Consider the following 22,534-nt stretch of genomic DNA (forward strand, 5'->3'; position numbering starts at 1 on the left):
CCATGGACCACGCCGCGGACGTCCCCGACGTCTTCGACCCCCGCATCTACGCCGCCGGCATCCCGCACGAGCGCTACCGGCTGCTGCGCGAGCGGCACCCCGTGGCCTGGCAGCCGGAGCCGGAGATCCGGGGCTGGCCCGCCGGCCCCGGCTTCTGGGCCGTCACCCGGCACGCCGATGTCGTGCGGGTCCTGCGCGACCACCGGACGTACTCCTCCTGGCTGGGCGCCACCCAGATCCGCGACCCCGACCCGGCCGACCTGCCCTTCCTGCGCCGCACCATGCTCAACCAGGACCCACCCGAGCACGGCCGGCTGCGGCGGCTGGTGTCCCGCGCCTTCACCCCCGCCCGCGTCGACGCCTTCGCCGGCCGGGTACGGGAGCGCGCCCGCGCCCTGCTCGCCGCCGCCCGCCAGGACGCCGAGGACGGCACCGCCGACCTCGTACGCGCCGTCACCGACGAGTACGCGCTGCTGAACCTCACCGACCTGCTGGGCGTCCCGGCCGCCGACCGGGCCCTGCTGCTGGAGTGGACCGTACGGATCATCGGGTACCAGGATCCCGACGACGCCCCGGCGCCGCTCCTCGGCCCGGACGGCACCCCGCTCGACCCGCGCTCCCCGGCCCTGCTCGGCGAGATGTTCGCGTACGCCCGCGAACTGGCCGACCACAAGCGCGCCCACCCCGGCGACGACCTGATGACCGCCCTCGCCGAAGCCGGACTCGACCCGGCCGAACTGGAGATGTTCTTCTTCCTGCTCACCGTCGCGGGCAACGACACCGTACGCAGCGCCGCCCCCGGCGGCCTGCTCGCCCTGGCCGGGGCCCCGGACGCCTACCGCCGGCTCGCGGCCGGATCCGTCCCGTTCGACCGGGCCGTCGACGAACTCCTGCGCGTCCACCCGCCGGTGCTCAGCTTCCGCCGCACGGCCGCCGTCGACACCGAACTGGCCGGGCAGTCCATCCGCGCCGGCGACAAGGTGGTGGTCTTCCACGCCTCCGCCAACCACGACGAGCGCGTCTTCACCGACCCCGGCCGCCTCGACCTGGCACGCACCCCCAACCCGCACGTCTCCTTCGGGGACGGCCCGCACGTCTGCCTCGGCGCCCACTTCGCCCGGCTCCAGCTGCGCATCCTCCACGAGGAGTGGTGCGCGGCCATGCCCCCGCCGGAACTGGCGGGACCGCCGCGCCGGCTGGTCTCCAACTTCATCAACGGGATCACACGGCTGCCGGTGCGGGTGTCCGGGCGGCCCGGGTGACATCGGCCACCAGCTCGGTCACATCAGGGCCGTACGCACGGGAGTTGACCACCTTCAGGACCAGGCAGAAGGAGTCCGTCCCGTACGTGCGGGCCAGCCGCTCGTGGTTGCGGGCGAGATAGCGGGCGGCGGCCTGGTTGCTGACCGCGGTCTGCCCGGACAGCAGGAACACCGGCCGGCCGCCCTCCCTGCCCGCCAGCCGGGCCAGCAGCACGTGCTCCACCTGGTCCTTGACCCACCGGTAGACCTCACCGCCCACCTGGATCGCACCCCGGTCCTCGGACTCCTGGGTGGCGACGTCGACCCGTACCCCGGGCAGCATCGAGGCCAGGTGCGCCACCGTACGGGCGTTGGACGTCGGGCCGCCGACACAGAACTCGGCGCGGTCGCCGAAGCCCTGACGCGCCTCGTCGTGCGTGACGATCTGGACGTTCGCCCCGCAGTCCTTGATCAGCGCGGATATCTCCAGCAGCGCGAACGCGTCGTTGCGGTGCACCGAGGATTCCTTTCCGCCCATCTGCCGGTTGACCACGAACAGGCACTCGGCGCCGGCCGGCAGTCCGAAGAACGCCTGCTTCCGGCGCAGCGTACGGCGCCACAGGTAGGTCCGGGCGAACCAGCCGAACCCGCCGCTGACGGCGGTGGCTATCACCCCGAGCACGATGTTGCGCACGTCGTCGTTCATGCGGCGGATGGTAGCGGCCGGGCCGCCTTCCTGACGCGGGGGGTGCAGTGAAGTTACGCTGCGCGAACCAGACCTGACAGGCAGTCGACCGGAGGAACCGGATGCGCGTCCCCGCCGCACGTCAGTTAGCGCTCGTCGCCCTCGCCGGGGCGCTCGTCTCCACCGGGGCCGCGGCCCCGCCCACCACGGCCGCCCCACCGGCCAAGGTGCCCGTCGCCGCCGGCTACGGCGGGGCCGTCGCCAGCGTCGACGCCGACGCCAGCGCCGCGGGCATCGCCGTCCTGCGCTCCGGCGGCAACGCCGTGGACGCGGCGATCGCCACCGCCGCCGCGCTCGGGGTGACCGAGCCCTATTCGGCGGGCATCGGCGGAGGCGGCTACTTCGTCTACTACGACGCCCGCTCGCGCCGGGTGCACACGATCGACGGCCGCGAGACCGCCCCCGCCACGGCCACCGAGGCGCTGTTCCAGGAGAACGGCCTCCCCATCCCCTTCGCGGAGGGCCAGACCAGCGGCCTCGGCGTCGGCGTGCCCGGCACCCCCGCCACCTGGAAGAGCGCCCTCGACGCCTGGGGCACCCGCCCGCTCGACAAGCTGCTGAAGCCCGCCGAGAAACTGGCCCGCGAGGGCTTCACGGTGGACAGCACCTTCCGGGCCCAGACCGAGCTCAACCAGGACCGCTTCAAGGACTTCCCGGCGACCTCGAAGCTCTTCCTGCCCGGCGGCGCCCTGCCGGTCGTCGGCTCCACCTTCAAGAACCCGGACCTGGCCGCCACCTACGCCGAACTCGGCCGCAAGGGGACCGGCGCCCTCTACCGCGGGCCCCTCGCCGAGGACATCGTCCGGGCCGTGCGCACACCCCCGGTGGACCCGGCGGCCACCCGCAAGGTCCGCCCCGGCGACCTGACCACCGCCGACCTGCGCGCGTACGCGACCAAGCGGCAGGACCCGACCCGGGTGAACTACCGCGGCCTGGACGTCTACAGCATGGCGCCCTCCTCCTCCGGCGGCACCACGGTCGGCGAGGCGCTGAACATCCTGGAGCGGACCGACCTCTCGAAGCTGTCCGAGACGCAGTACCTGCACCGCTTCATCGAGGCGTCGCGGATCTCCTTCGCCGACCGGGGCCGCTGGGTCGGCGACCCGGCGGCGGTGGACGTGCCCACGCGCGAGCTGCTCTCGCAGCGGTTCGCCGACTCGCGCGGCTGCCTGATCGCGCCGGACCGTACGCTGACCAGCCCGCTGGCCCCCGGTGACCCGCGCCACCCGGTGGCCTGCGGCGGCACCGGCCGGGCCGCCCCGACCACGTACGAAGGGGAGAACACCACGCACCTGACGGCCGCCGACCGCTGGGGCAACGTGGTCTCCTACACCCTGACCATCGAGTCCACCGGCGGGAGCGCCATCACCGTTCCCGGACGCGGCTTCCTGCTCAACAACGAGCTGACCGACTTCTCCTTCGCCCCGGCCGCGCCCGGGGTCCCGGACCCGAACCTGCCCGGCCCCGGCAAGCGGCCGCGCTCCTCCATGTCCCCGACGATCGTGCTGGAGGATGGCCGTCCGGTGCTCGCGGTGGGCTCCCCGGGCGGCGCGACGATCATCACCACCGTGCTGCAGACCCTGATCGGCCACCTGGACCGGGGGCTGCCGCTCGTCGACGCCATCGCGGCGCCGCGGGCCAGCCAGCGCAACCAGACCACGACGGAGCTGGAGCCGGGCCTGTGGAACAGTCCGGTGCGCGCGGAGCTGGAGGCGATCGGCCAGGCCTTCCGGCAGAACCCGGAGATCGGCGCGGCCACCGGCGTGCAGCGGCTGCCGGACGGGCGCTGGCTGGCGGCGGCCGAGACCAGCCGCCGGGGCGGCGGCTCGGCGATGGTGGTCCGCCCGCACGGGAAGCCGTAGCGGCCGGGGAGGGGTTCAGAGGGCCGTGAGGATCCGCGGACCGTCGGCGGTGATCGCGACCGTGTGCTCCGAGTGGGCGGCACGGCTGCCGTCGACGGTGCGCAGGGTCCAGCCGTCCGCGTCGCAGGTGTAGTCGTCCGTGCCGCCCGCGATCAGCATCGGCTCGATGGCGAGGACCAGGCCGGGGCGCAGCTTCATGCCGCGTCCCGGCGGGCCCTCGTTGGGCACGCCCGGGTCCTCGTGCATGGTGCGGCCGACGCCGTGGCCGCCGAAGCCGTCCGGCACCCCGTACCCGGCGGCGCGGCAGGTGGCGCCGATCGCGTGGGCGATGTCGCCGATCCGGTTGCCGGGCACGGCGGCGGCGATCCCGGCGGCGAGGGCCGCCTCGGAGGTCTCGATCAGCCGGAGGTCGGCGGGCCGGGCCGGGCCGACGGTGAAGCTGACCGCCGCGTCCCCGACCCAGCCGCCGAGCTTCGCCCCGCAGTCGACGCTGACCAGGTCGCCGTCCCGCAGCCGGTAGTCGTCGGGGATGCCGTGCACGATCGCGTCGTTCACCGAGACGCACACCACGGCGGGGAAGGGCACGGGCGCGAACTGCGGCCGGTAGCCCAGGAAGGGCGAGGTGGCACCGGCTTCGCGCAGCACCTCGCGGGCCACCCGGTCCAGGTCCCGCAGGGACACCCCCACGTCGGCCGCCTCCCGTACGGCCGCCAGGGCGCGGGCGACCACCCGGCCCGCGGCCCGCATCTCGTCGATCTCTCGGTCCGTCTTCAGTTTCACCATGCCAATAACTATACCGGTATAAGAATAACGGGATAGTTATTGGTGTGCGGGGTAGGATGACGGCATGGTCCGTACCCCCCTCACCCCCGAAGAGCGCGAGCGCGGCGAGCGGCTCGGCCTCCTGCTGCGTGAGGCCCGCGGCGACCGGAGCATGGTCGAGGTCGCGGCCGGCGCCGGGCTCTCCGCCGAGACCCTGCGCAAGATCGAGACCGGCCGGGCGCCCACCCCCGCCTTCTTCACGGTCGCCGCCCTCGCCGCGGCACTCGGCCTCTCCCTGGACGACCTGCTGCGACGCTGCGCCGTCGTCCCGGCCTAGGTCGGGGCGGGTCCCGGCCTGCCGTTCGGGCGGGCCCGGCGGCCAGACGGCCCAATCGGCGGTGGGAGGTCCGGAGCGCGGGGCAAGCGTGAAGGCGTGTCAGCCATGAACGCATCCAAGCGAGTCGGATTCGCAGTCGTCGGCGCCCTCCTCGCGGGCGGCCTGCTGCTCGCCGCGTGTGCCGCCCCCGAAGGCCGCCCCCGCGCCGGCGACGTGGTCTTCCACCACCCCGGCGTCGTCGTCAGCCACGGCCAGCTCCGGCAGGCGAAGCAGATGGTCGCGGCCGGCAAGGAACCCTGGCTCTCTGCGTACCGCGCACTCCTCGGCAGCCGCTACGCCTCGCTCGACTACACCCCGCACCCGGCCGACGTGGTGCCCTGCCCCTTCAACAGCGGACCGCAGTCCTGTCTCGACGAACGGCAGGACGCCATCGCCGCCTACAGCCACGCCCTGCTGTGGTCGGTGAACGGCCGGACCGCCCACGCGCGCAAGGCCGTACAGATCATGGACGCCTGGTCGGCCGTGATGAAGCAGCACCGCGAGGACAACGCCGGCCTCCAGGCCGCCTGGTCCGGATCCAGCTGGGCGCGGGCCGCCGAGATCATGCACGCCGACTACCCGGACTGGGCGGAGCCCCGCGTCACCCGGTTCAAGAGGATGCTGCGCACGGCCTACCTGCCGGCCGTCCGCACCCAGGTGCCCGCCTACAACGGCAACTGGGAACTGGCCATGACCGACGCCGCCGTCTCCATCGCCGTCTTCCTGGAGGACCGGACGATCTTCCGGGAGGCCCTGGAGCGGTTCCGGGCGCGCGTGCCCGCGTACTTCTACCTCCGGATGGACGGCCCGCGCCCGATGGCCCCGCGGTCCGCCGCCATCCAGACGGCCGCCCAGGTCAAGGCGTACTGGTTCGACCAGGGCACCTACGTCGACGGCATCGCCCAGGAGACCTGCCGCAACCTGATGCACGTCGGCTACGCGCTCGCCGCGTCCGCGCACATCGCCGAGACCGCCTGGCACCAGGGCGTCGACCTGTACGGCGAGCAGTCCGCCCGGCTGCGCACCGCACTGGAGTTCCACGCGAAGTACCAGCTCGGGGCCGAGGCCCCGCCGTGGCTGTGCGGGGGCAGGGTGGAGCGGACCATGGGGCCCGACCTGGAGGTGGCCCTGCACCACTACGAGACCCGGACCGGCGCGAAGCTCCCGTACACCCGCGCCCTGGTCGAGAAGACGCGGCCGGCCGGGACGGACGAGCTGTTCGTGGCCTGGGAGACGGTCAGCCACGGAGAGACCCCGCCCGCCTGACGGCCTAGGGTGCGGTCATGGATCTCGAAGAGCTCGGCAGAGCGCGGTACGTCAGCCTCACCACCTTCCGCAAGGACGGCACGCCCGTGGCGACACCGGTGTGGGCGGTCGCCGACGGGGGTGAGCTGTACGTGTGGACGCGCAGCGATTCGTGGAAGGTCAAGCGGATCCGCAACAACGGGCGGGTCACCGTCACCGCCTGCGACATGCGCGGGCGCGTCGCGGAAGGGGCGCAGGCGCGGGAGGGCGAGGCCCGGCTGCTCGACGAGGCGGGGCTGCGGCGGGTGCGGAAGCTGATGTCGCGCAAGTACACCTGGCAGTTCTGGGTGGTGGACGTGCCCGCCGCACTGGCGCGCCGGGGCAAGCGTCCGCACACCGCGATCGCCGTCAAGCTTTGAGACTCCCGTAGCCCGCCCGTAACACAGCTGGGATCCAATGCGGTCATGGAGACCGCGACTTCGCTGGCGATCAGTCAACTCTCGGGATATTTACTGGGGTTGACGCAGAGACTGGATCCCGGGGCGGGCTGGTACGGGGAGTTCCTGCGCCGGGATCCCGAGGGGGTGAAGGCCTGTCTCGACGGGGCGGCGATGCCCCCGTGGGACATGGTGGAATCGCTGCTGCGGGACCTGGCGGGGGCGCGGGGCGCGGAGTTCGCGGCGCGGGAGACCGTATACGCGGCCCAGCTGCGGGCGGCGGCCGTCGCCGTGTGGGACCGGCTGCCGGGCGGCGAGGGGGAGCTGCGGACCCTGCTCGCGGCGGCGGTCGCACAGCGGGCCGACGCGCAGACGGCTCTGCGGAGCCTGACGGTACGGCTCGGCCGGGCCGCCGACCGGGCCGAGACGGACGCCCTCACCCGGGAACTCGCCTGGGCCCAGGACGACGTGGCCCGCGCCGTGGCCCGCCACGAAGACCTGGCCGCCCGGCTGCGGGCCCTGCGCGCGGGCCCCGACGGGCTGTGGCCGGCGCGGCCGGAGGGGGCGCAGTGGCTGCCCGGCGTGCCCCGGCAGCGGGAGGCGCGAGCCGAACCGAACGCCGTACCGAACGCGGAACCGGGCGCCGGGCCGGAGGCGCCCGCCGCCGAGGAGCCTCCCGTGCGGGCCGAGCCCCCCGTGCGGGCCGAGCCGCCGGTCGGTCGGGCCGAGGGGCGGTGGCTGCGCGGTGCGCGGCGCTCCGGTGGTGCCCGGTACGCGGGCTCGGCGGCCCCCGAGGCCCCGGCCTTCACCCCGCCGCCGGGGCATCCCGGCGGGGACGGCACACCCGGTTCCGGTCCCGGCGCCGCGCTCCCCGCGCCGCGCGGAGCCCGCTTCGGCATCCCGGACGACCGCGACGCCCCCGGCGAACCCGCGCCCCGTCCCGCACCCCGTCCCGCACCCCGACCCGAGCATCCGGCCGGGCCTTCGGCGGGCATCCCCGGAGCCGTCGCCGCCGCCCTGCTCACCCTGCGCGCCCAGGGCCGCAGCGGTGAGGCGCACGCCCTGCTGTGCGAGGCCGCGGCCCGGCCCGCCGAGCAACTGCCCGCACTCGCCGCCGAGCTGACCGGGGCCGGGCTCGCGGCCGACTGGGCCACCCTGCTGTGGGAGGCGGCCTCGCTGCCGCCCGAGCGGCTCGCGGCGGCCGCGGCCGCCCTCGGCTCCGCCGGCCGCGAGGCCGACTGCGACGCCCTGCTGCGCCAGGGCGCGGCCCGTCCGGCCGCCGAGGTCGCGGACGCGGCGCTCGCCCTCGGCGGGGCCGGCCGGACCCGTGAGGCCGACGCACTGCTCGGCGCCTTCGTCCGCGTGCGCACCGCCGAGGAGGCGGCGGGCCTGGCCCGGCACGACCCGCAGTGGTTCGCCCCGCGCCTGCTCCGGGCGGCCCGGGCGCTGCCCGGACCCCGGCACCGCGACCTGGTCCACGCCCTGCGGGTGGCGGGTATCGCAGTGGCCTAGGTCTGCGGGATCGGGACTCCTGCCCTGAGGAAGAACAGGCCGGCGATGCTCGTGTCCTCGTGGAAGGTCACGCGGAACTCCCCGGCCTCGCGTTCCATGCTCAGCGGGATGCCGACCACGGTGAACCTGCCGGAGGAGGTGTCTTCGGGGCCGCCGTGCGACCGGTAGCGTCCCAGCTCGTCCTGGTAGACCGCCCAGGCCCGGGCGAGGGCGTCCGGGGGCAGGAGCTTGCGCAGGGTCGGGTCGAACCTGGCCGTGGCGGCGGTGAAGTCGCCGTTCACGATGGAGTCGAGGGTCTCCACGGCGACCGTGTCGTACCGCGTCAGGGACGGGGCCACGCCAGGGGGTGCCCCCGTCGAGGCCGTCGCCGTCGCCGGTGTCGTCGCGGCCGTCGCGGAACCACCCGCCGGCACCACCAGCACGCCGACGGCCAGCACGGCAGCCGCCGCCGCCCGAACCGGTCGTCGCTCGCCGCCCAGCGCAGTGTCTCTGTGGGGCATCAGGACCACGGCCTTCTCCGGGTTGGCGGGTCGGATAGCTCCATCGTGCTCCCCGCGTGGTCCCCGCGCATGTCAACCGCCCAATAACAGGTCGACCAGTGACAGGAAAGGACCGCGTGGTGACGTAACTTGATCGACTACTCCAACCGCGCACGGCGGTCTTGCCCCACGCTGTGACGAGGCCTACGTTCTACTCCCTACGCATACCGTCTACGTGCGTAGAACCCGGCGTTCCCGTCGCGAGGAGCAGCTCATGGCCCAAGTCGTCCGCGCCGCGCTGGTCCAGGCCACCTGGACCGGAGACACCGAATCGATGATCGCCAAACACGAGGAGCACGCCCGGCGGGCAGCAGCCCAGGGCGCGCAGATCATCGGCTTCCAAGAAGTCTTCAACGCCCCCTACTTCTGTCAGGTCCAGGAGCCCGAGCACTACGGATGGGCCGAGGCCGTTCCCGACGGTCCGACCGTACGCCGTATGCAGGACCTCGCCCGCGAGACCGGCATGGTGATCGTCGTACCGGTCTTCGAGCTGGAGAGCGAGGGCTTCTACTACAACACCGCCGCCGTCATCGACGCCGACGGCAGCTACCTGGGCAAGTACCGCAAGCACCACATCCCCCAGGTCAAAGGCTTCTGGGAGAAGTACTACTTCCGTCCGGGCAACCTCGGCTGGCCCGTCTTCGACACCGCCGTGGGCCGGATCGGCGTCTACATCTGCTACGACCGCCACTTCCCCGAGGGATGGCGCCAACTGGGCCTGGCCGGAGCCCAGCTGGTCTACAACCCCTCCGCCACCTCCCGAGGCCTGTCCGCGTACCTGTGGCAGCTGGAGCAGCCCGCCTCCGCCGTCGCCAACGAGTACTTCGTCGCCGCGATCAACCGCGTCGGCCAGGAGGAGTACGGCGACAACGACTTCTACGGCACCAGCTACTTCGTCGACCCGCGCGGTCAGTTCGTCGGGGAGGTCGCCAGCGACAAGGACGAGGAGCTCGTCGTCCGCGACCTCGACTTCGACCTGATCAAGGAGGTCCGCGACCAGTGGGCCTTCTACCGCGACCGTCGTCCCGACGCCTACGGAGGGCTCGTACAGCCGTGACCAACCCGACCCCGCTCCACAGCCGCCACCGCACCGTCCTGCCCGACTGGCTCGCGCTCTACTACAAGCACCCCATCGAGCTCACCCACGGCGAGGGCCGCCACGTCTGGGACGCCGACGGCAACCGCTACCTCGACTTCTTCGGCGGCATCCTCACCACGATGACCGCCCACGCCCTGCCCGAGGTCACCAAGGCCGTGTCCGAGCAGGCCGGGCGGATCATCCACTCCTCCACCCTGTACCTCAACCGGCCGATGATCGAGCTGGCCGAGCGGGTCGCCGCCCTCTCCGGCATCCCCGACGCCCGGGTCTTCTTCACCACGTCCGGCACCGAGGCCAACGACACCGCCCTGCTGCTCGCGACGACGTACCGCCGCTCCAACCAGATCCTGGCGATGCGCAACAGCTACCACGGGCGGTCCTTCTCCACCGTCTCGATCACCGGCAACCGCGGCTGGTCCCCGACCAGCCTGTCGCCGCTGCAGACGTACTACGTCCAGGGCGCGGTCCGTACCCGCGGCCCCCTCGCCCACCTGGACGACGCCGCCTTCACCGCCGCCGCCGTCGAGGACCTGGAGGACGTACTCGGCCAGGCCCGCGGGGGAGTGGCCGCCCTGATCGCCGAACCGATCCAGGGCGTCGGCGGCTTCACCTCCCCGCCCGACGGCCTCTACGGAGCCTTCCGCGAGGTCCTGAACCACCACGGCATCCTGTGGATCAGCGACGAGGTGCAGACCGGCTGGGGCCGCACCGGCGACAACTTCTGGGGCTGGCAGGCACACGCCCAGAACGGCCCGCCGGACATCCTCACCTTCGCCAAGGGCATCGGCAACGGCATGTCCATCGGCGGCGTCGTGGCCCGCGCCGAGGTGATGAACTGCCTGGACTCCAACTCCATCTCCACCTTCGGCGGCTCCCCGGTCACCATGGCGGCCGGCGTCGCCAACCTCGCGTACCTGCTGGAGCACGACCTCCAGGGCAACGCCCGCCGCGTCGGCGGCATGCTCCTGGAGCGGCTGCGCGCGATCGCCGCCACCGTGCCCGCCGTACGGGAGATCCGCGGCCGGGGCCTGATGGCCGGCCTCGAACTCACGAAGCCGGGCACCGACGAGGCCGACCCGGACGCGGCCGCGGCCGTCCTGGAGGCGGCCCGCGAAGGCGGCCTGCTGCTCGGCAAGGGCGGCGGGTACAACACCAGCGTGCTGCGCATCGCGCCGCCGCTGTCCCTCACCGTCGCCGAGGCGGAAGAGGGCGCCGAGATCCTCGAACAGGCCTTGCGCAGCATTTGAGTAGGGGGATCACATGAGCATCCGCACCCTGATCCGCGGCGGCCTCGTCGTCACGGCCTCCGACGAACTGCACGCGGACGTCCTGATCGAGGACGGCCGCGTGGCGGCACTGGCCGCACACGGCTCGGCGGCGGCCGACGCCTGGACGGCCGACCGCACGATCGACGCGACCGGGAAGTACGTGATCCCCGGCGGGGTCGACGCGCACACCCACATGGAACTTCCCTTCGGAGGCACCTCGGCCTCCGACACCTTCGAGACCGGAACCAGAGCCGCCGCCTGGGGCGGCACCACCACCATCGTCGACTTCGCCGTGCAGAGCGTGGGCCACTCCCTGCGCGAGGGGCTCGACACCTGGTACGCCAAGGCCGACGGCAACTGCGCCGTCGACTACGCGTTCCACATGATCCTCTCGGACATCAACGAGAGAACGCTCAAGGAGATGGACCACCTCGTCGGCGAGGGGGTCACCTCCTTCAAGCTGTTCATGGCCTACCCCGGCGTCTTCTACAGCGACGACGGGCAGATCCTGCGCGCCATGCAGCGCGGCGCCGCCAACGGCGGGCTGATCATGATGCACGCCGAGAACGGCATCGCGATCGACGTCCTCGTCGAACAGGCCCTCGCGCGCGGGGAGACCGACCCCCGCCACCACGGTGAGGTCCGCAAGGTCCTGCTGGAGGCCGAGGCCACCCACCGCGCCATCCAGCTGGCGCGGGTCGCGGGCGCCCCGCTGTACGTGGTCCACGTCTCGGCGGAGGAGGCGGTGGCGGAGCTCGCCGCCGCCCGCGACAAGGGCCTGCCCGTCTTCGGGGAGACCTGTCCGCAGTACCTGTTCCTGTCCACGGACAACCTGGAGGAGCCGGACTTCCAGGGTGCCAAGTACGTCTGCTCCACACCGCTGCGACCGAGGGAACACCAGGCGGCGCTGTGGCGGGGCCTGCGGACCAACGACCTCCAGGTGGTCTCCACCGACCACTGTCCCTTCTGCTTCCGGGGCCAGAAGGAGCTGGGCCGCGGGGACTTCTCGAAGATCCCCAACGGGCTGCCGGGCGTGGAGAACCGTATGGACCTCCTCCACCAGGCGGTCCTGGACGGGCACATCAGCCGCCGACGCTGGATCGAGATCGCGTGCGCGACCCCGGCCCGGATGTTCGGCCTCTACCCGCAGAAGGGCACCATCGCGCCGGGCTCCGACGCCGACATCGTCCTCTACGATCCGCACGCCGAGCAGGTCATCTCCGCCGAGACGCACCACATGAACGTGGACTACTCGGCGTACGAGGGCAGGCGGATCACCGGACGCGTCGACACCGTCCTCTCGCGCGGCGAACTCGTCATCGACCAGCGCGAATTCACCGGCCGGGCCGGCCACGGCGCCTTCGTTCCCCGCTCCACCTGCCAGTACCTGTAAAGCGTCAAGGAGCCGCCCCATGGACTTCGGCCTCGTCCTGCAGACCGACCCGCCCGCATCCCAGGTCATCAGCCTCATGAAGCGCGCCGAGCGCAACGGCTTCCGCTACGGCTGGACCTTCGACTCCGCCGTGCTGTGGCAGGAGCCGTTCGTCATCTACAGCCAGATCCTGGCCAACACGCAGAAGCTGCACATCGGCCCGATGGTCACCAACCCGGGCACCCGGACCTGGGAGGTCACCGCCTCCACCTTCGCCACCCTCAACGACATGTACGGCAACCGCACCGTCTGCGGCATCGGCCGCGGCGACTCGGCGATGCGGGTCGCCGGGCGCAAGCCCAACACCCTGGCCCGCCTGGGCGAGGCCATCGACGTGATCCGGGACCTGGCCGAGGGCCGCGAGGCCTCGGTGGACGGCAACCCGGTCCGCCTGCCGTGGATCCGCGACGGGAAACTCCCCGTGTGGATGGCGGCGTACGGGCCCAAGGCCCTGGCCCTGGCGGGGGAGAAGGCCGACGGGTTCATCCTCCAGCTCGCCGACCTCTACCTGACCGAGTGGATGATCAAGTCGGTCCGCGAAGCCGCCGTCGAGGCCGGCCGCGACCCGGCGGAGATCACCATCTGCGTGGCGGCCCCCGCGTACGTGAGCGAGGACCTCGCGCACGCCCGCGACCAGTGCCGCTGGTTCGGCGGCATGGTCGGCAACCACGTCGCGGACCTCGTCGGCCGGTACGGCGAGCACTCCTCGATGGTCCCCGACGAGCTCACCGAGTACATCAAGGCCCGCCAGGGCTACGACTACAGCCACCACGGCCGGGCCGGGAACCCGTCCACCGACTTCGTCCCCGACGAGATCGTCGACCGCTTCTGCCTGCTGGGCCCGGCGGAGGCGCACATCGAGAAGCTGCGGGCCCTGCGCGACCTGGGCGTCGACCAGTTCGCCGTCTACGACATGCACGATGCCCGCGAAGCGACCATCGATGCGTACGGCTCCGACATCATCCCGTCGCTCAGCTGACTCCTGCGTTCTCGACCGAATCCAGCCATCCGGCTGGAGACAGTCAGGGCCGGGCGGGTCGTGCGTCGGCGGCCTGCCCGGCCGCAGGCGGCCTTGCCGTCGCAGGAGACGGGCCGGCGGGCGACGCGTTCGAAGGCCCAGCTCATGGACTCGCCGAGGGGCCGTGTGCGAGGCGGAGAATGACCCCGCGCGCCACACGGCCCACCCTCCACGGCGAGAGATCGGGCCTTCACGAATTCCAGCGGTGGATTCGGTCAAGACCGCTTGGGCTGTTGACTTCCATGAACCTGCCGACGAAGATCGCTGTGCAACTTTCGCGAGGGAAGTTGAGAAACGGGGATCTCGTGAGGAATTTAGGCAGGTCGATAGCCGTCGGATTTGCGGGTATCGCACTCGCGGTATGCAGCTTGGCCACGCCGGCCGCTGCGGACGACTCTCAGGCTGCAACCGTTACCGCAAATGGCGCTGTTGTCACCGCTGACGGTGCGAAGGTCGGCCAGGTCACGCTCCACAAGCGCGGCGACGGCACCGAGCCGCCCGCAGCACTGGGAAATCCCTCCGAATGGGGTGTGGCGGAGATCAAGGTGCCCACATCGGCGGGCCCCTTCGGCGCGCAGGGGTGGAGCTGCCTCGACAACGTCAGCGGTGGCAGGTGGTGTCAGGGCTATGAATACGTCACCGCCGGAAAGCGCTGTTTCTCGAACTATCTCCACGGAACCAAGACGCACCGGTCCTCGGTGGAGCTCGCGGGTGTGATCGACACCAGTGGCTGGGTGCCCCGTGGCGAAGTCGCCAATGCCTGGTACGTGGCGGGAGCCGGCTACACCTGCCGCACCTACTACGCCATCCAGTAGGTTCCGGGGCCGGGCAGGTCGGCTGTCACACGATGGGGCTGCGCGGACGACCGCGCGGCCCCATGGTGGAGCCGTCTCCACTTCGGACGTGCCCGCGGAGCAGGGAAGGGAAGTCATGCGCATTCCGCGCACTCGCCTCGTACCGGTCGGGGTGTCTCTCGGCGCGGGGCTGCTGCTGGGGCTGCTGAGTCCCCTCGCCAACAAATGGGACAATCCCGCTTGCGTCGCCCTGGGCCTCGTGTTTTCCAGCGGATGGTCGTGGGCTTGTTACGCATTTCTGGTGGGTTGTTTCTGTCGATCCAGAATCGAGTCGACGGTACTGGCATCCCTTGGCTTGACTGTCGGCGTGGTGACTTATTACCTTTTCAAGGATTTCAGTCCGACCTTGCCGGCTGGAATGGAATCCGCCGAGGTTGTGAGTACCGATAATTCTTCCGGGATTATTTTCTGGGGGATGGCGGCCTTCATTCTCGGAGGGCCTCTGGGATTTTTCGGCAACGTGGCTCGAACACCAGGTGTTTACGGCCTCCCGTTCCGGCTGATCGTTCCTCTCGTGGCCTTTTTGGAGACCTCTGTGCGGCTCACTCGCGAGGCGGAGGGCCAAGGTCTGGTCACCACGGTGACGTGGACCGTGATGCGCTTTGTCGCAGCCGCTGTCGCGTTGGCTTTGGTGGGACACTCGATTTGGGATTGGCGGCGCTCTCGGCGTTACCCGGCCGGTTGAACCTCCGACGAGCCCGCCCGATCGCGGCCGGGGCCCGTGCCGGACTCAGGTCCGTGAGGTCTCCCGGTGCGACAGGCCGTTCAGGAGCTCGCGTTCGGCCGCGTTGAACTGAGGGCGGTCGAGCTGGGGACGCAGGGGGCCGATGAGGGCGGCCAGCAGCACGCGGGGCCTGACCAGGGACGCGGGTGGAGCCTGGAGGGCCAGGACGTCGGTCAGGGCCGTGGCGGCGTGGAACGATCCGGTCGCTGTGCGGGACAGACGGCTGACGTAGCGACGGAGGAGGCGATCGGTGACCTTCGGACGCTTGCCCCGGGTGGTCGTGAAATGGATGTCCTGGCCGGTGGCAAGGGCCCATGCGACGTTGACGGGCCGGGCGATGGCGCGCTGCGCGCGGTGGGCCAGGTCGTGGGTCGAGCCGGTCGCGAGCAGGTCGCGCAGAGCGAGGGCGCCCAGCGCTGCCACCGACATGCCCTGCGCGTAGACAGGGTTGAAGGTGGCCACCGAATCCCCCAGTGCCACCAGGCCGTCGGGCCGCGCGCCGAGCCGTTCGTAGTAGTAGCGCCGGTTCGCCGTGCTATGGGTGACGCTGACATCGCCGAGCGGTTCGGCATGCTTCAGCAGGTCGGCCATGATCGGATGGCGCAGCGAACGGGCGAACGGCACGAAATGCTCCGCGGCGCGGGTGGGCTCTCCACCGGGGGCTCCCATCAGGCTGACGTGCCAGCGGTCGCCATCGATCGGCAGAATGCCGCCGGCCTTGGCGGGCTGTCGCAGCAGCGGGTCGGCCTGCACACCGACGACCGGCCAGCCGCGCGTGGGGACGGGGGCCCGGTAGAGCCGGCTCGCATAGACCATGCCGGAGTCGAGACGCTCCTCGGCGAGGCCGGTGAGTCCGAGCCCGGCGAGCCACCGGGGCAGCCGGGAGGCCCGGCCGGAGGCGTCGATGACCAGGTCGGCCCGCAGTTCCGCCTCGATGCCGTCGGCACCACGCAGTCGTACACCCCTGACGGTACGGCGGTCGCCGAGCAGCCCGACCACTGTGGTGTGCGTACGCACAGTGACCCGCGGGTCCTTGAGGACTTCCTTCCGGACGACGAGGTCTGTCAGGTCCCGGCTCGCGGTGATCACGTAATGGGTGGCGCGCTGCCAGCGCCGGTACCAGCCCTCGGGCGAGAAGATCACCATGTCGGTGGTCACCGGTATGCGGTGGGCGCCCGCGGCTGTCAACCGGGCGATGCTGCCCGGTAGCAGGGCGTCGATCGCCTCTGCGCCGCCGGCCTGCAGCCAGTGGATATGAGCGGCCTGGGGGACTCCGGTGCGCGGTTCGGGCCCTGCGGGCAGATCGTGGGCCTCGAGGATCTCGACGGATTCGACATGTTCCTTGACCGCTGCGGCGGCGAGCATGCCGGCAAGGCTCCCCCCGATGATGACGACACGCTTGGGGTCGTGGCTCGTGGCTTGGCTCATGACGGGCTGCCTCCTACGCGGGCACGGTGGTACGCACGGATGTTCCGGACTGCGGGCGAAGGAGGGCGGTTCTGCGGGCGGTGAGGAGCATGGTCGGCGATCGTACAGATTCGGCTTCACCTCTGCCCCCCCGATACCGCGCCGGCGTCCCGCTTCCTGGTCACCTGCCGTCCCCGTGCGCCGGGGCGACGCCGAGTCCCTCGTCGGCGCCGCCCCGGCCCATTTCCAAGCACCACGTGTGTCTTCACGGTCGCCGCTGACCGGGGCTGCGGCCACCGCCCCGGTCAGTCGGCCCGCCCCGGCCCGTGGCTCCCGGAGCGGTCACCGCTGTTCGGTCAGGGAAGGAGCGGGAAGAGGACGAGTGTCAGCGGCGCCGACACGGAGGAAGCGGCGTAGCAACTCGTCCCCGCGAAGGACGCGGTGTAGCTCGTCGCCGTGATCACCGTGCTGGGAACCGGCAGCATCGGCGGGGCCAGTGTCGCCACCCCGCCGGCGTTGGTGAGCGCGGTCCCGAGGACGACGGGCCCGAGCGTCGTGTTCGCCGTGAAGGTGACCAGTTGTCCCGGGAGCGGGGCGGCGCTGGAGGTGACCTTGAGCGTGGCGCTCATCGACGGGATGACGAACGTGCCGTTCGTCCGCAGGCGGATCTGCGCCGGGGCCGCCGTCAGCGTCGTGGGAGCCGGGTTCACGGTCAGGTTGGCCGCCATGGCGGAGGGGCTGTGGCAGGTGTCACCGTTGTAGACGGCGGTCACCGTGCCGCTGGCGCCCGCGGTGGTGGTGACGCAGGCCGTGCCGCCGGCGTTGAGGGCGACGGTCTGGCTGAAGCCGCCGGGGCCGGTGAAGGTGACCGTCCCGGTGGGCGTGCCGCTGCCCGGTGCGAGGGTCGTGACTGTGGCGCAGAACGTCACCGGGCGGCCGCAGACTGCGGGGTTGGGGGTGACGGTGAGCGCGGTCGTGGTCTGGGCCTTGTTCACGGTCACGCCCGTCGTGCCCTGCGACGGCTTGAAGCATCCGTCGCCGTTGTAGGCGGCCGTGACCGTGCCGCTGGTGAGGCTGCTGGTGGTGACGCAGGCCGTGCCGCCGGCGTTCAGGGGCACCGTCTGGTTCAGTCCGCCGGGGCCGGTGAAGGTGATGGTTCCGGTGGGGGTGCCGCTGCCGGGTGCGACTGCGGTGACGGTGGCGCACACGGTCACGGACTGGCCGCATACCGAGGGGTTGGGGGTCACCGTGACCGATACCGTGCTGGCCGCCTGGTTGACGGTTACCGGCGCGGTGCCGGTCGATGAGGTGAAGCATCCGTCGCCGTTGTAGACGGCCGTGACGGTGCCGCTGGTGAGGCTGCTGGTGGTGACGCAGGCCGTGCCGCCGGCGTCCAGGGGCACCGTCTGGTTCAGTCCGCCGGGGCCGGTGAAGGTGACGGTTCCGGTGGGGGTGCCGCTGCCGGGTGCGACTGCGGTGACGGTGGCGCACACGGTCACGGACTGGCCGCATACCGAGGGGTTGGGGGTCACCGACACGGTGGTGGTGCTGGCTGTCTGGTTGACGGTTACCGGCGCGGTGCCGGTCGATGAGGTGAAGCATTCGTCGCCGTTGTAGACGGCCGTGACGGTGCCGCTGGTGAGGCTGCTGGTGGTGACGCAGGCGGTGCCGCCGGCGTTCAGGGGCACGGTCTGGTTCAGTCCGCCGGGGCCGGTGAAGGTGACCGTTCCGGTGGGGGTGCCGCTGGCCGCTCCCGTGACCGTGGCGCACACCGTCACGGACTGGCCGCACACCGAGGGGTTGGGGGTCACCGACACGGTGGTGGTGCTGGCGGCCTGGTTGACCGTCACCTCGAAGAGACCGTCCGAGCCGGCGAAGCAGGAATCGCCGTTGTAGGTGGCCGAGTACGTGCCGCTGGTGAGGCTGCTGGTGGTCAGGCATGCGGTGCCTTCTGCGTCCAGCGCCAGTGTCACGTTCAGTCCGCCGGGGCCGGTGAAGGTGACCGTTCCGGTGGGGGTTCCGCTGCCGGGTGCGACTGCGGTGACGGTGGCGCACACGGTCACGGTCTCGCCGCATACCGAGGGGTTGGGGGTCACCGTGACCGATACCGTGCTGGCTGCCTGGTTGACGGTTACCGGCGCGGTGCCGGTCGATGAGGTGAAGCATTCGTCGCCGTTGTAGACGGCCGTGATCGTGCCGCTGGTGAGGCTGCTGGTGGTGACGCAGGCGGTGCCGCCGGCGTCCAGGGGTACGGTCGTGTTCAGTCCGCCGGGGCCGGTGAAGGTGATGGTTCCGGTGGGGGTTCCGCTGCCGGGTGCGACTGCGGTGACGGTGGCGCACACGGTCACGGTCTCGCCGCACACCGAGGGGTTGGGGGTCACCGTGACCGATACCGTGCTGGCTGCCTGGTTGACGGTTACCGGCGCGGTGCCGGTGGACGAGGTGAAGCATCCGTCGCCGTTGTAGACGGCCGTGACCGTGCCGGTCTCCAGCGCGGTCGTGGTCAGGCAGGCCGTGCCGCCGGCGTCCAGGGGTACGGTCGTGTTCAGGCCGGCCCCGGTGAAGGTGACGGTTCCGGTGGGGGTGCCGCTGCCGGGTGCGACTGCGGTGACCGTGGCGCACACCGTCACCGTCTCGCCGCACACCGACGGGTCGGGCTCTACCGTCACCAACACCGCACTGGATGCCTGGTTGACCGTCACCATTGCGGCGTCTGTCGATGAGGTGAAGCATTCGTCGCCGTTGTAGACGGCTGTGATCGTGCCGCTGGTGAGGCTGCTGGTGGTGACGCAGGCGGTGCCGCCGGCGTTCAGGGGCACCGTCTGGTTCAGTCCGCCGGGGCCGGTGAAGGTGACGGTTCCGGTGGGGGTGCCGCTGCCGGGTGCGACTGCGGTGACGGTGGCGCACACGGTCACGGTCTCGCCGCACACCGAGGGGTTGGGGTCGACGGATACGGTGGTGGTGCTGGTGGCCTGGTTGACCGTCACCTCGAAGAGACCGTCCGAGCCGGCGAAGCAGGAATCGCCGTTGTAGGTGGCCGAGTACGTGCCGCTGGTGAGGCTGCTGGTGGTCAGGCATGCGGTGCCTTCTGCGTCCAGCGCCAGTGTCACGTTCAGTCCGCCGGGGCCGGTGAAGGTGACGGTTCCGGTGGGGGTGCCGCTGCCGGGTGCGACTGCGGTGACGGTGGCGCACACGGTCACGGTCTCGCCGCACACCGACGGGTTGGGCTCGACCGTCACCGACACCGTGCTGGCCGCCTGGTTGACCGTCACGTCGAAGGTGCCCGTCGACGGCAGGAAGCAGGTGTCACCCGCGTAGGTGGCGGTGACCGTGCCGGTTTCCAGGGCGGTCGTGGTGACGCAGGCCGTGCCGCCGGCGTCCAGCCCCGCGACAAGAGTGCTGCCGTCGGGCAGCAGGAAGGTGACGGTTCCGGTGGGGGTGCCGCTGCCGGGCGCCATTGCGGTGACGGTGGCGCACACCGTCACGGTCTCGCCGCATACCGAGGGGTTGGGCTCGACCGTCACCGACACTACGCTCGACGCCTGGTTGACGGTCACGTCCAGTGAGCCCGTCGACGGCAGGAAGCAGGTGTCACCCGCGTAGGTGACGGTGACCGTGCCGGTCTCCAGGGCGGTCGTGGTGACGCAGGCCGTGCCGCCGGCGTCCAGGGTCACTGTCTCGTTGAGCCCGCCGGGGCCGGTGAAGGTGATGGTTCCGGTGGGGGTGCCGCTGCCGGGTGCGACTGCGGTGACGGTGGCGCACACGGTCACGGTCTCGCCGCACACCGACGGGTTGGGGTCCACCGTCACCGCCACCGCACTGGATGCCGGGTTGACCGCCAGACCCACGGTGCCGGTCGACGAGGAGAAGCATTCATCGCCGTTGTAGGTGGCGGTGACCGTGCCGGTCTCCAGTGCGGTCGTGGTCAGGCATGCGGTGCCGCCCGCGTCCAGGGTCACGGTCTGGTTCAGTCCGCCGGGGCCGGTGAAGGTGACGGTTCCGGTGGGGGTGCCGCTGCCGGGTGCGACTGCGGTGACGGTGGCGCACACCGTCACGGCTTCGCCGCACACCGACGGGTTGGGTTCCACCGTCAGCGACAGCGCGCTCGAAGCCTGGTTGACGGTCACCGGCGCGGTGCCGGTGGACGAGGAGAAGCATCCGTCGCCGTTGTAGGTGGCGGTGACCGTGCCGGTCTCCAGTGCGGTTGTGGTCAGGCATGCGGTGCCGCCTGCGTCCAGGGTCACGGTCTGGTTCAGTCCGCCGGGGCCGGTGAAGGTGATGGTTCCGGTGGGGGTTCCGCTGCCGGGTGCGACTGCGGTGACCGTGGCGCACACCGTTACGGACTGGCCGCACACCGAGGGGTTGGGGTCCACGGTCACCGACACCGTGCTGGCCGCCTGGTTGACCGTCACGTCGAAGGTGCCGGTCGATGAGGAGAAGCATCCGTCTCCGTTGTAGACGGCTGTGACGGTGCCGCTGGTGAGGCTGCTGGTGGTGACGCATGCGGTGCCGCCGGCGTCCAGGGGTACGGTCGTGTTCAGTCCGCCGGGGCCGGTGAAGGTGATGGTTCCGGTGGGGGTTCCGCTGCCGGGTGCGACTGCGGTGACGGTGGCGCACACGGTCACGGACTGGCCGCATACCGAGGGGTTGGGCTCGACCGTTACCGATACCGTGCTGGCTGCCTGGTTGACGGTTACCGGCGCGGTGCCGGTCGATGAGGTGAAGCATCCGTCGCCGTTGTAGGTGGCGGTGACCGTGCCGGTCTCCAGTGCGGTCGTGGTCAGGCATGCGGTGCCGCCCGCGTCCAGGGTCACGGTCTGGTTCAGTCCGCCGGGGCCGGTGAAGGTGATGGTTCCGGTGGGGGTGCCGCTGCCGGGTGCGACTGCGGTGACCGTGGCGCACACGGTCACGGCTTCGCCGCACACCGAGGGGTCGGGCTCCACCGTCACCGACACTACGCTGGCCGCCTGGTTGACCGTCACGTCGAAGGTGCCGGTCGCGCTCGCGTAGCACTCGTCGCCACCGTAGGAGGCGGTGACCGTGCCGGTCTCCAGCACGGTCGTCGTGACGCAGGCCGTGCCGCCCGCGTCCAGCGGCACCGTCTCGTTGAGCCCGCCGGGGCCGGTGAAGGTCACCGAGCCCGACGGATTGCCGACGCCCGAGGAGACCGGTGCCACGGTGGCACAGAGCGTCACCGTCTCACCGCACACGGACGGGTTGGGGTCCACCGAGACGGCGACCGAGACGGGCGCATGGTCGACGACGTGAAGCGTCAGCGGGGAGTTCGACCCGTTGAAGTCCGCGTCGCCGGTGTAGAAGGCGGCTGCCTGGTGGAAGCCGACGTCCAACGCACTGAAGCTGACCTGCGCCTGCCCGTTCACGTCCACGGGGGCGGTCAGCACCGGACCGTCGTCGCTGACGATGAAGGACACCAGCCCGGTGGGCGTTCCCGCGCCCGGCGGAACGGGGGTCACTTGGGCGGTGGCGGTCACCATCTCGCCGCAGACCGAGGGTTCGGGGTCGAAGGACAGCGTGGTGGTGGTGTTCGCGAGGATGACTTCCTGGGTGTCCGCACCCGTGGACGGGTCGTACTCCGCGTCGCCGGAGTAGTTGGCCTCCATCCCGTGGAGACCGACCTCCAGGTCGCTGGTCGCGTACTGTGCCTGGCCGCTCATGCCGAGCGGCACGGTCACGGCGGGCATGCCGTCGACGACGAACTCGACGCTGCCGGTCGGGGTGGGGCCGGCGACTTCCGGCTGGACGGTGGCGGTGAAGGTGACCGACTGGCCGAAGACGGACGGATCCGGTGCCGAGGTCACGGTGGTGGTCGAACTGGCCATGGTGTGGCTCCCTTTCGGATGACCCGCGGAAGCAGATGATTCTCTTCAGCCGTATGGCGCTTGGCGGAGCACGGAACGCACGAGAAAACACTGGTGGGACGTTCCGTTAAGAGTCCTTGTCCATGCGGAGTCGAGCCCATCACCTGCTGATATCAGCAGTAGGCCTTCCGAAT

General features: G+C 71.5%; 17 protein-coding genes. 12 read left to right on the forward strand and 5 right to left on the reverse strand.

Annotation, left to right across the window (positions count from 1 at the left end; genetic code table 11):
* Nucleotides 1–2: 2 nt before the first annotated feature.
* Nucleotides 3–1,262, forward strand: a complete 1,260-nt coding sequence (locus tag JYK04_RS33360) for a cytochrome P450 (protein ID WP_189740726.1) — start codon at nt 3–5, stop codon at nt 1,260–1,262.
* On the opposite strand, the gene JYK04_RS33365 is transcribed toward JYK04_RS33360, so the two are convergent.
* Complete coding sequence (locus JYK04_RS33365) at nt 1,222–1,947, reverse strand: hypothetical protein (RefSeq protein ID WP_189740729.1); 726 nt, start codon at nt 1,945–1,947, stop codon at nt 1,222–1,224. The genes JYK04_RS33360 and JYK04_RS33365 overlap by 41 nt on opposite strands.
* Before the next feature lie 101 nt (nt 1,948–2,048).
* Here JYK04_RS33365 and ggt point away from each other — a divergent pair, with 101 nt between their 5' ends.
* Nucleotides 2,049–3,848 carry a gamma-glutamyltransferase gene (gene ggt, locus JYK04_RS33370; RefSeq protein WP_189740732.1) on the forward strand — a complete coding sequence of 600 codons (1,800 nt, stop codon included), beginning with the start codon at nt 2,049–2,051 and terminating at the stop codon, nt 3,846–3,848.
* A gap of 15 nt (nt 3,849–3,863) precedes the next feature.
* On the opposite strand, the gene map is transcribed toward ggt, so the two are convergent.
* Entirely contained in the window at nt 3,864–4,631 is a 768-nt protein-coding gene (gene map, locus JYK04_RS33375) for a type I methionyl aminopeptidase (protein ID WP_189740735.1), read from the reverse strand.
* A 64-nt stretch (nt 4,632–4,695) separates the two neighbouring features.
* Between map and JYK04_RS33380 the strand changes: the two genes are divergently transcribed.
* From JYK04_RS33380 to JYK04_RS33395, 4 genes are all read left to right on the forward strand, one after another.
* The gene (locus JYK04_RS33380; protein WP_189740738.1) at nt 4,696–4,947 is read left to right on the forward strand and encodes a helix-turn-helix domain-containing protein; all 252 of its coding nucleotides are present in this window, start codon (nt 4,696–4,698) and stop codon (nt 4,945–4,947) included.
* A 105-nt stretch (nt 4,948–5,052) separates the two neighbouring features.
* Entirely contained in the window at nt 5,053–6,252 is a 1,200-nt protein-coding gene (locus JYK04_RS33385; RefSeq protein WP_189740741.1) for an alginate lyase family protein, read from the forward strand.
* A gap of 17 nt (nt 6,253–6,269) precedes the next feature.
* Nucleotides 6,270–6,650, forward strand: coding sequence for a PPOX class F420-dependent oxidoreductase (locus tag JYK04_RS33390; RefSeq protein WP_189740744.1), 381 nt, complete (start codon nt 6,270–6,272; stop codon nt 6,648–6,650).
* 45 nt (nt 6,651–6,695) lie between these two features.
* Nucleotides 6,696–8,180 carry a hypothetical protein gene (locus tag JYK04_RS33395; RefSeq protein ID WP_237410238.1) on the forward strand — a complete coding sequence of 495 codons (1,485 nt, stop codon included), beginning with the start codon at nt 6,696–6,698 and terminating at the stop codon, nt 8,178–8,180.
* On the opposite strand, the gene JYK04_RS33400 is transcribed toward JYK04_RS33395, so the two are convergent.
* Nucleotides 8,177–8,680 (reverse strand): DUF3887 domain-containing protein, encoded by a 504-nt coding sequence (locus tag JYK04_RS33400; protein ID WP_189740749.1) that lies wholly within the window; start codon nt 8,678–8,680, stop codon nt 8,177–8,179. The genes JYK04_RS33395 and JYK04_RS33400 overlap by 4 nt on opposite strands.
* Before the next feature lie 253 nt (nt 8,681–8,933).
* Here JYK04_RS33400 and JYK04_RS33405 point away from each other — a divergent pair, with 253 nt between their 5' ends.
* The 6 genes from JYK04_RS33405 (at nt 8,934) to JYK04_RS33430 (ending at nt 15,075) form a co-directional block, all read left to right on the forward strand.
* Entirely contained in the window at nt 8,934–9,776 is an 843-nt protein-coding gene (locus JYK04_RS33405; RefSeq protein ID WP_189740752.1) for a nitrilase-related carbon-nitrogen hydrolase, read from the forward strand.
* Nucleotides 9,773–11,065: an aspartate aminotransferase family protein gene (locus JYK04_RS33410; protein WP_189740755.1), complete on the forward strand. Its 1,293-nt coding sequence runs from the start codon at nt 9,773–9,775 to the stop codon at nt 11,063–11,065. The genes JYK04_RS33405 and JYK04_RS33410 overlap by 4 nt, the downstream gene beginning before the upstream one ends.
* Before the next feature lie 13 nt (nt 11,066–11,078).
* Nucleotides 11,079–12,479: a dihydropyrimidinase gene (hydA, locus tag JYK04_RS33415; RefSeq protein WP_189740758.1), complete on the forward strand. Its 1,401-nt coding sequence runs from the start codon at nt 11,079–11,081 to the stop codon at nt 12,477–12,479.
* Between the two features lie 19 nt (nt 12,480–12,498).
* Nucleotides 12,499–13,497, forward strand: a complete 999-nt coding sequence (locus tag JYK04_RS33420) for a TIGR03842 family LLM class F420-dependent oxidoreductase (RefSeq protein WP_189740762.1) — start codon at nt 12,499–12,501, stop codon at nt 13,495–13,497.
* Between the two features lie 281 nt (nt 13,498–13,778).
* Complete coding sequence (locus JYK04_RS33425) at nt 13,779–14,351, forward strand: lactococcin 972 family bacteriocin (protein WP_229875845.1); 573 nt, start codon at nt 13,779–13,781, stop codon at nt 14,349–14,351.
* A 115-nt stretch (nt 14,352–14,466) separates the two neighbouring features.
* Complete coding sequence (locus tag JYK04_RS33430) at nt 14,467–15,075, forward strand: hypothetical protein (RefSeq protein WP_189740765.1); 609 nt, start codon at nt 14,467–14,469, stop codon at nt 15,073–15,075.
* Nucleotides 15,076–15,120: 45 nt separating this feature from the next.
* On the opposite strand, the gene JYK04_RS33435 is transcribed toward JYK04_RS33430, so the two are convergent.
* Both JYK04_RS33435 and JYK04_RS33440 read right to left on the reverse strand, forming a co-directional pair.
* The gene (locus JYK04_RS33435) at nt 15,121–16,542 is read right to left on the reverse strand and encodes an FAD-dependent oxidoreductase (RefSeq protein ID WP_189740768.1); all 1,422 of its coding nucleotides are present in this window, start codon (nt 16,540–16,542) and stop codon (nt 15,121–15,123) included.
* A 335-nt stretch (nt 16,543–16,877) separates the two neighbouring features.
* Nucleotides 16,878–22,361: an Ig-like domain-containing protein gene (locus JYK04_RS33440; protein WP_189740772.1), complete on the reverse strand. Its 5,484-nt coding sequence runs from the start codon at nt 22,359–22,361 to the stop codon at nt 16,878–16,880.
* Nucleotides 22,362–22,534: the final 173 nt, after the last annotated feature.

The sequence above is a fragment of the Streptomyces nojiriensis genome (assembly GCF_017639205.1).
GTDB classification, from domain to species: domain Bacteria; phylum Actinomycetota; class Actinomycetes; order Streptomycetales; family Streptomycetaceae; genus Streptomyces; species Streptomyces nojiriensis.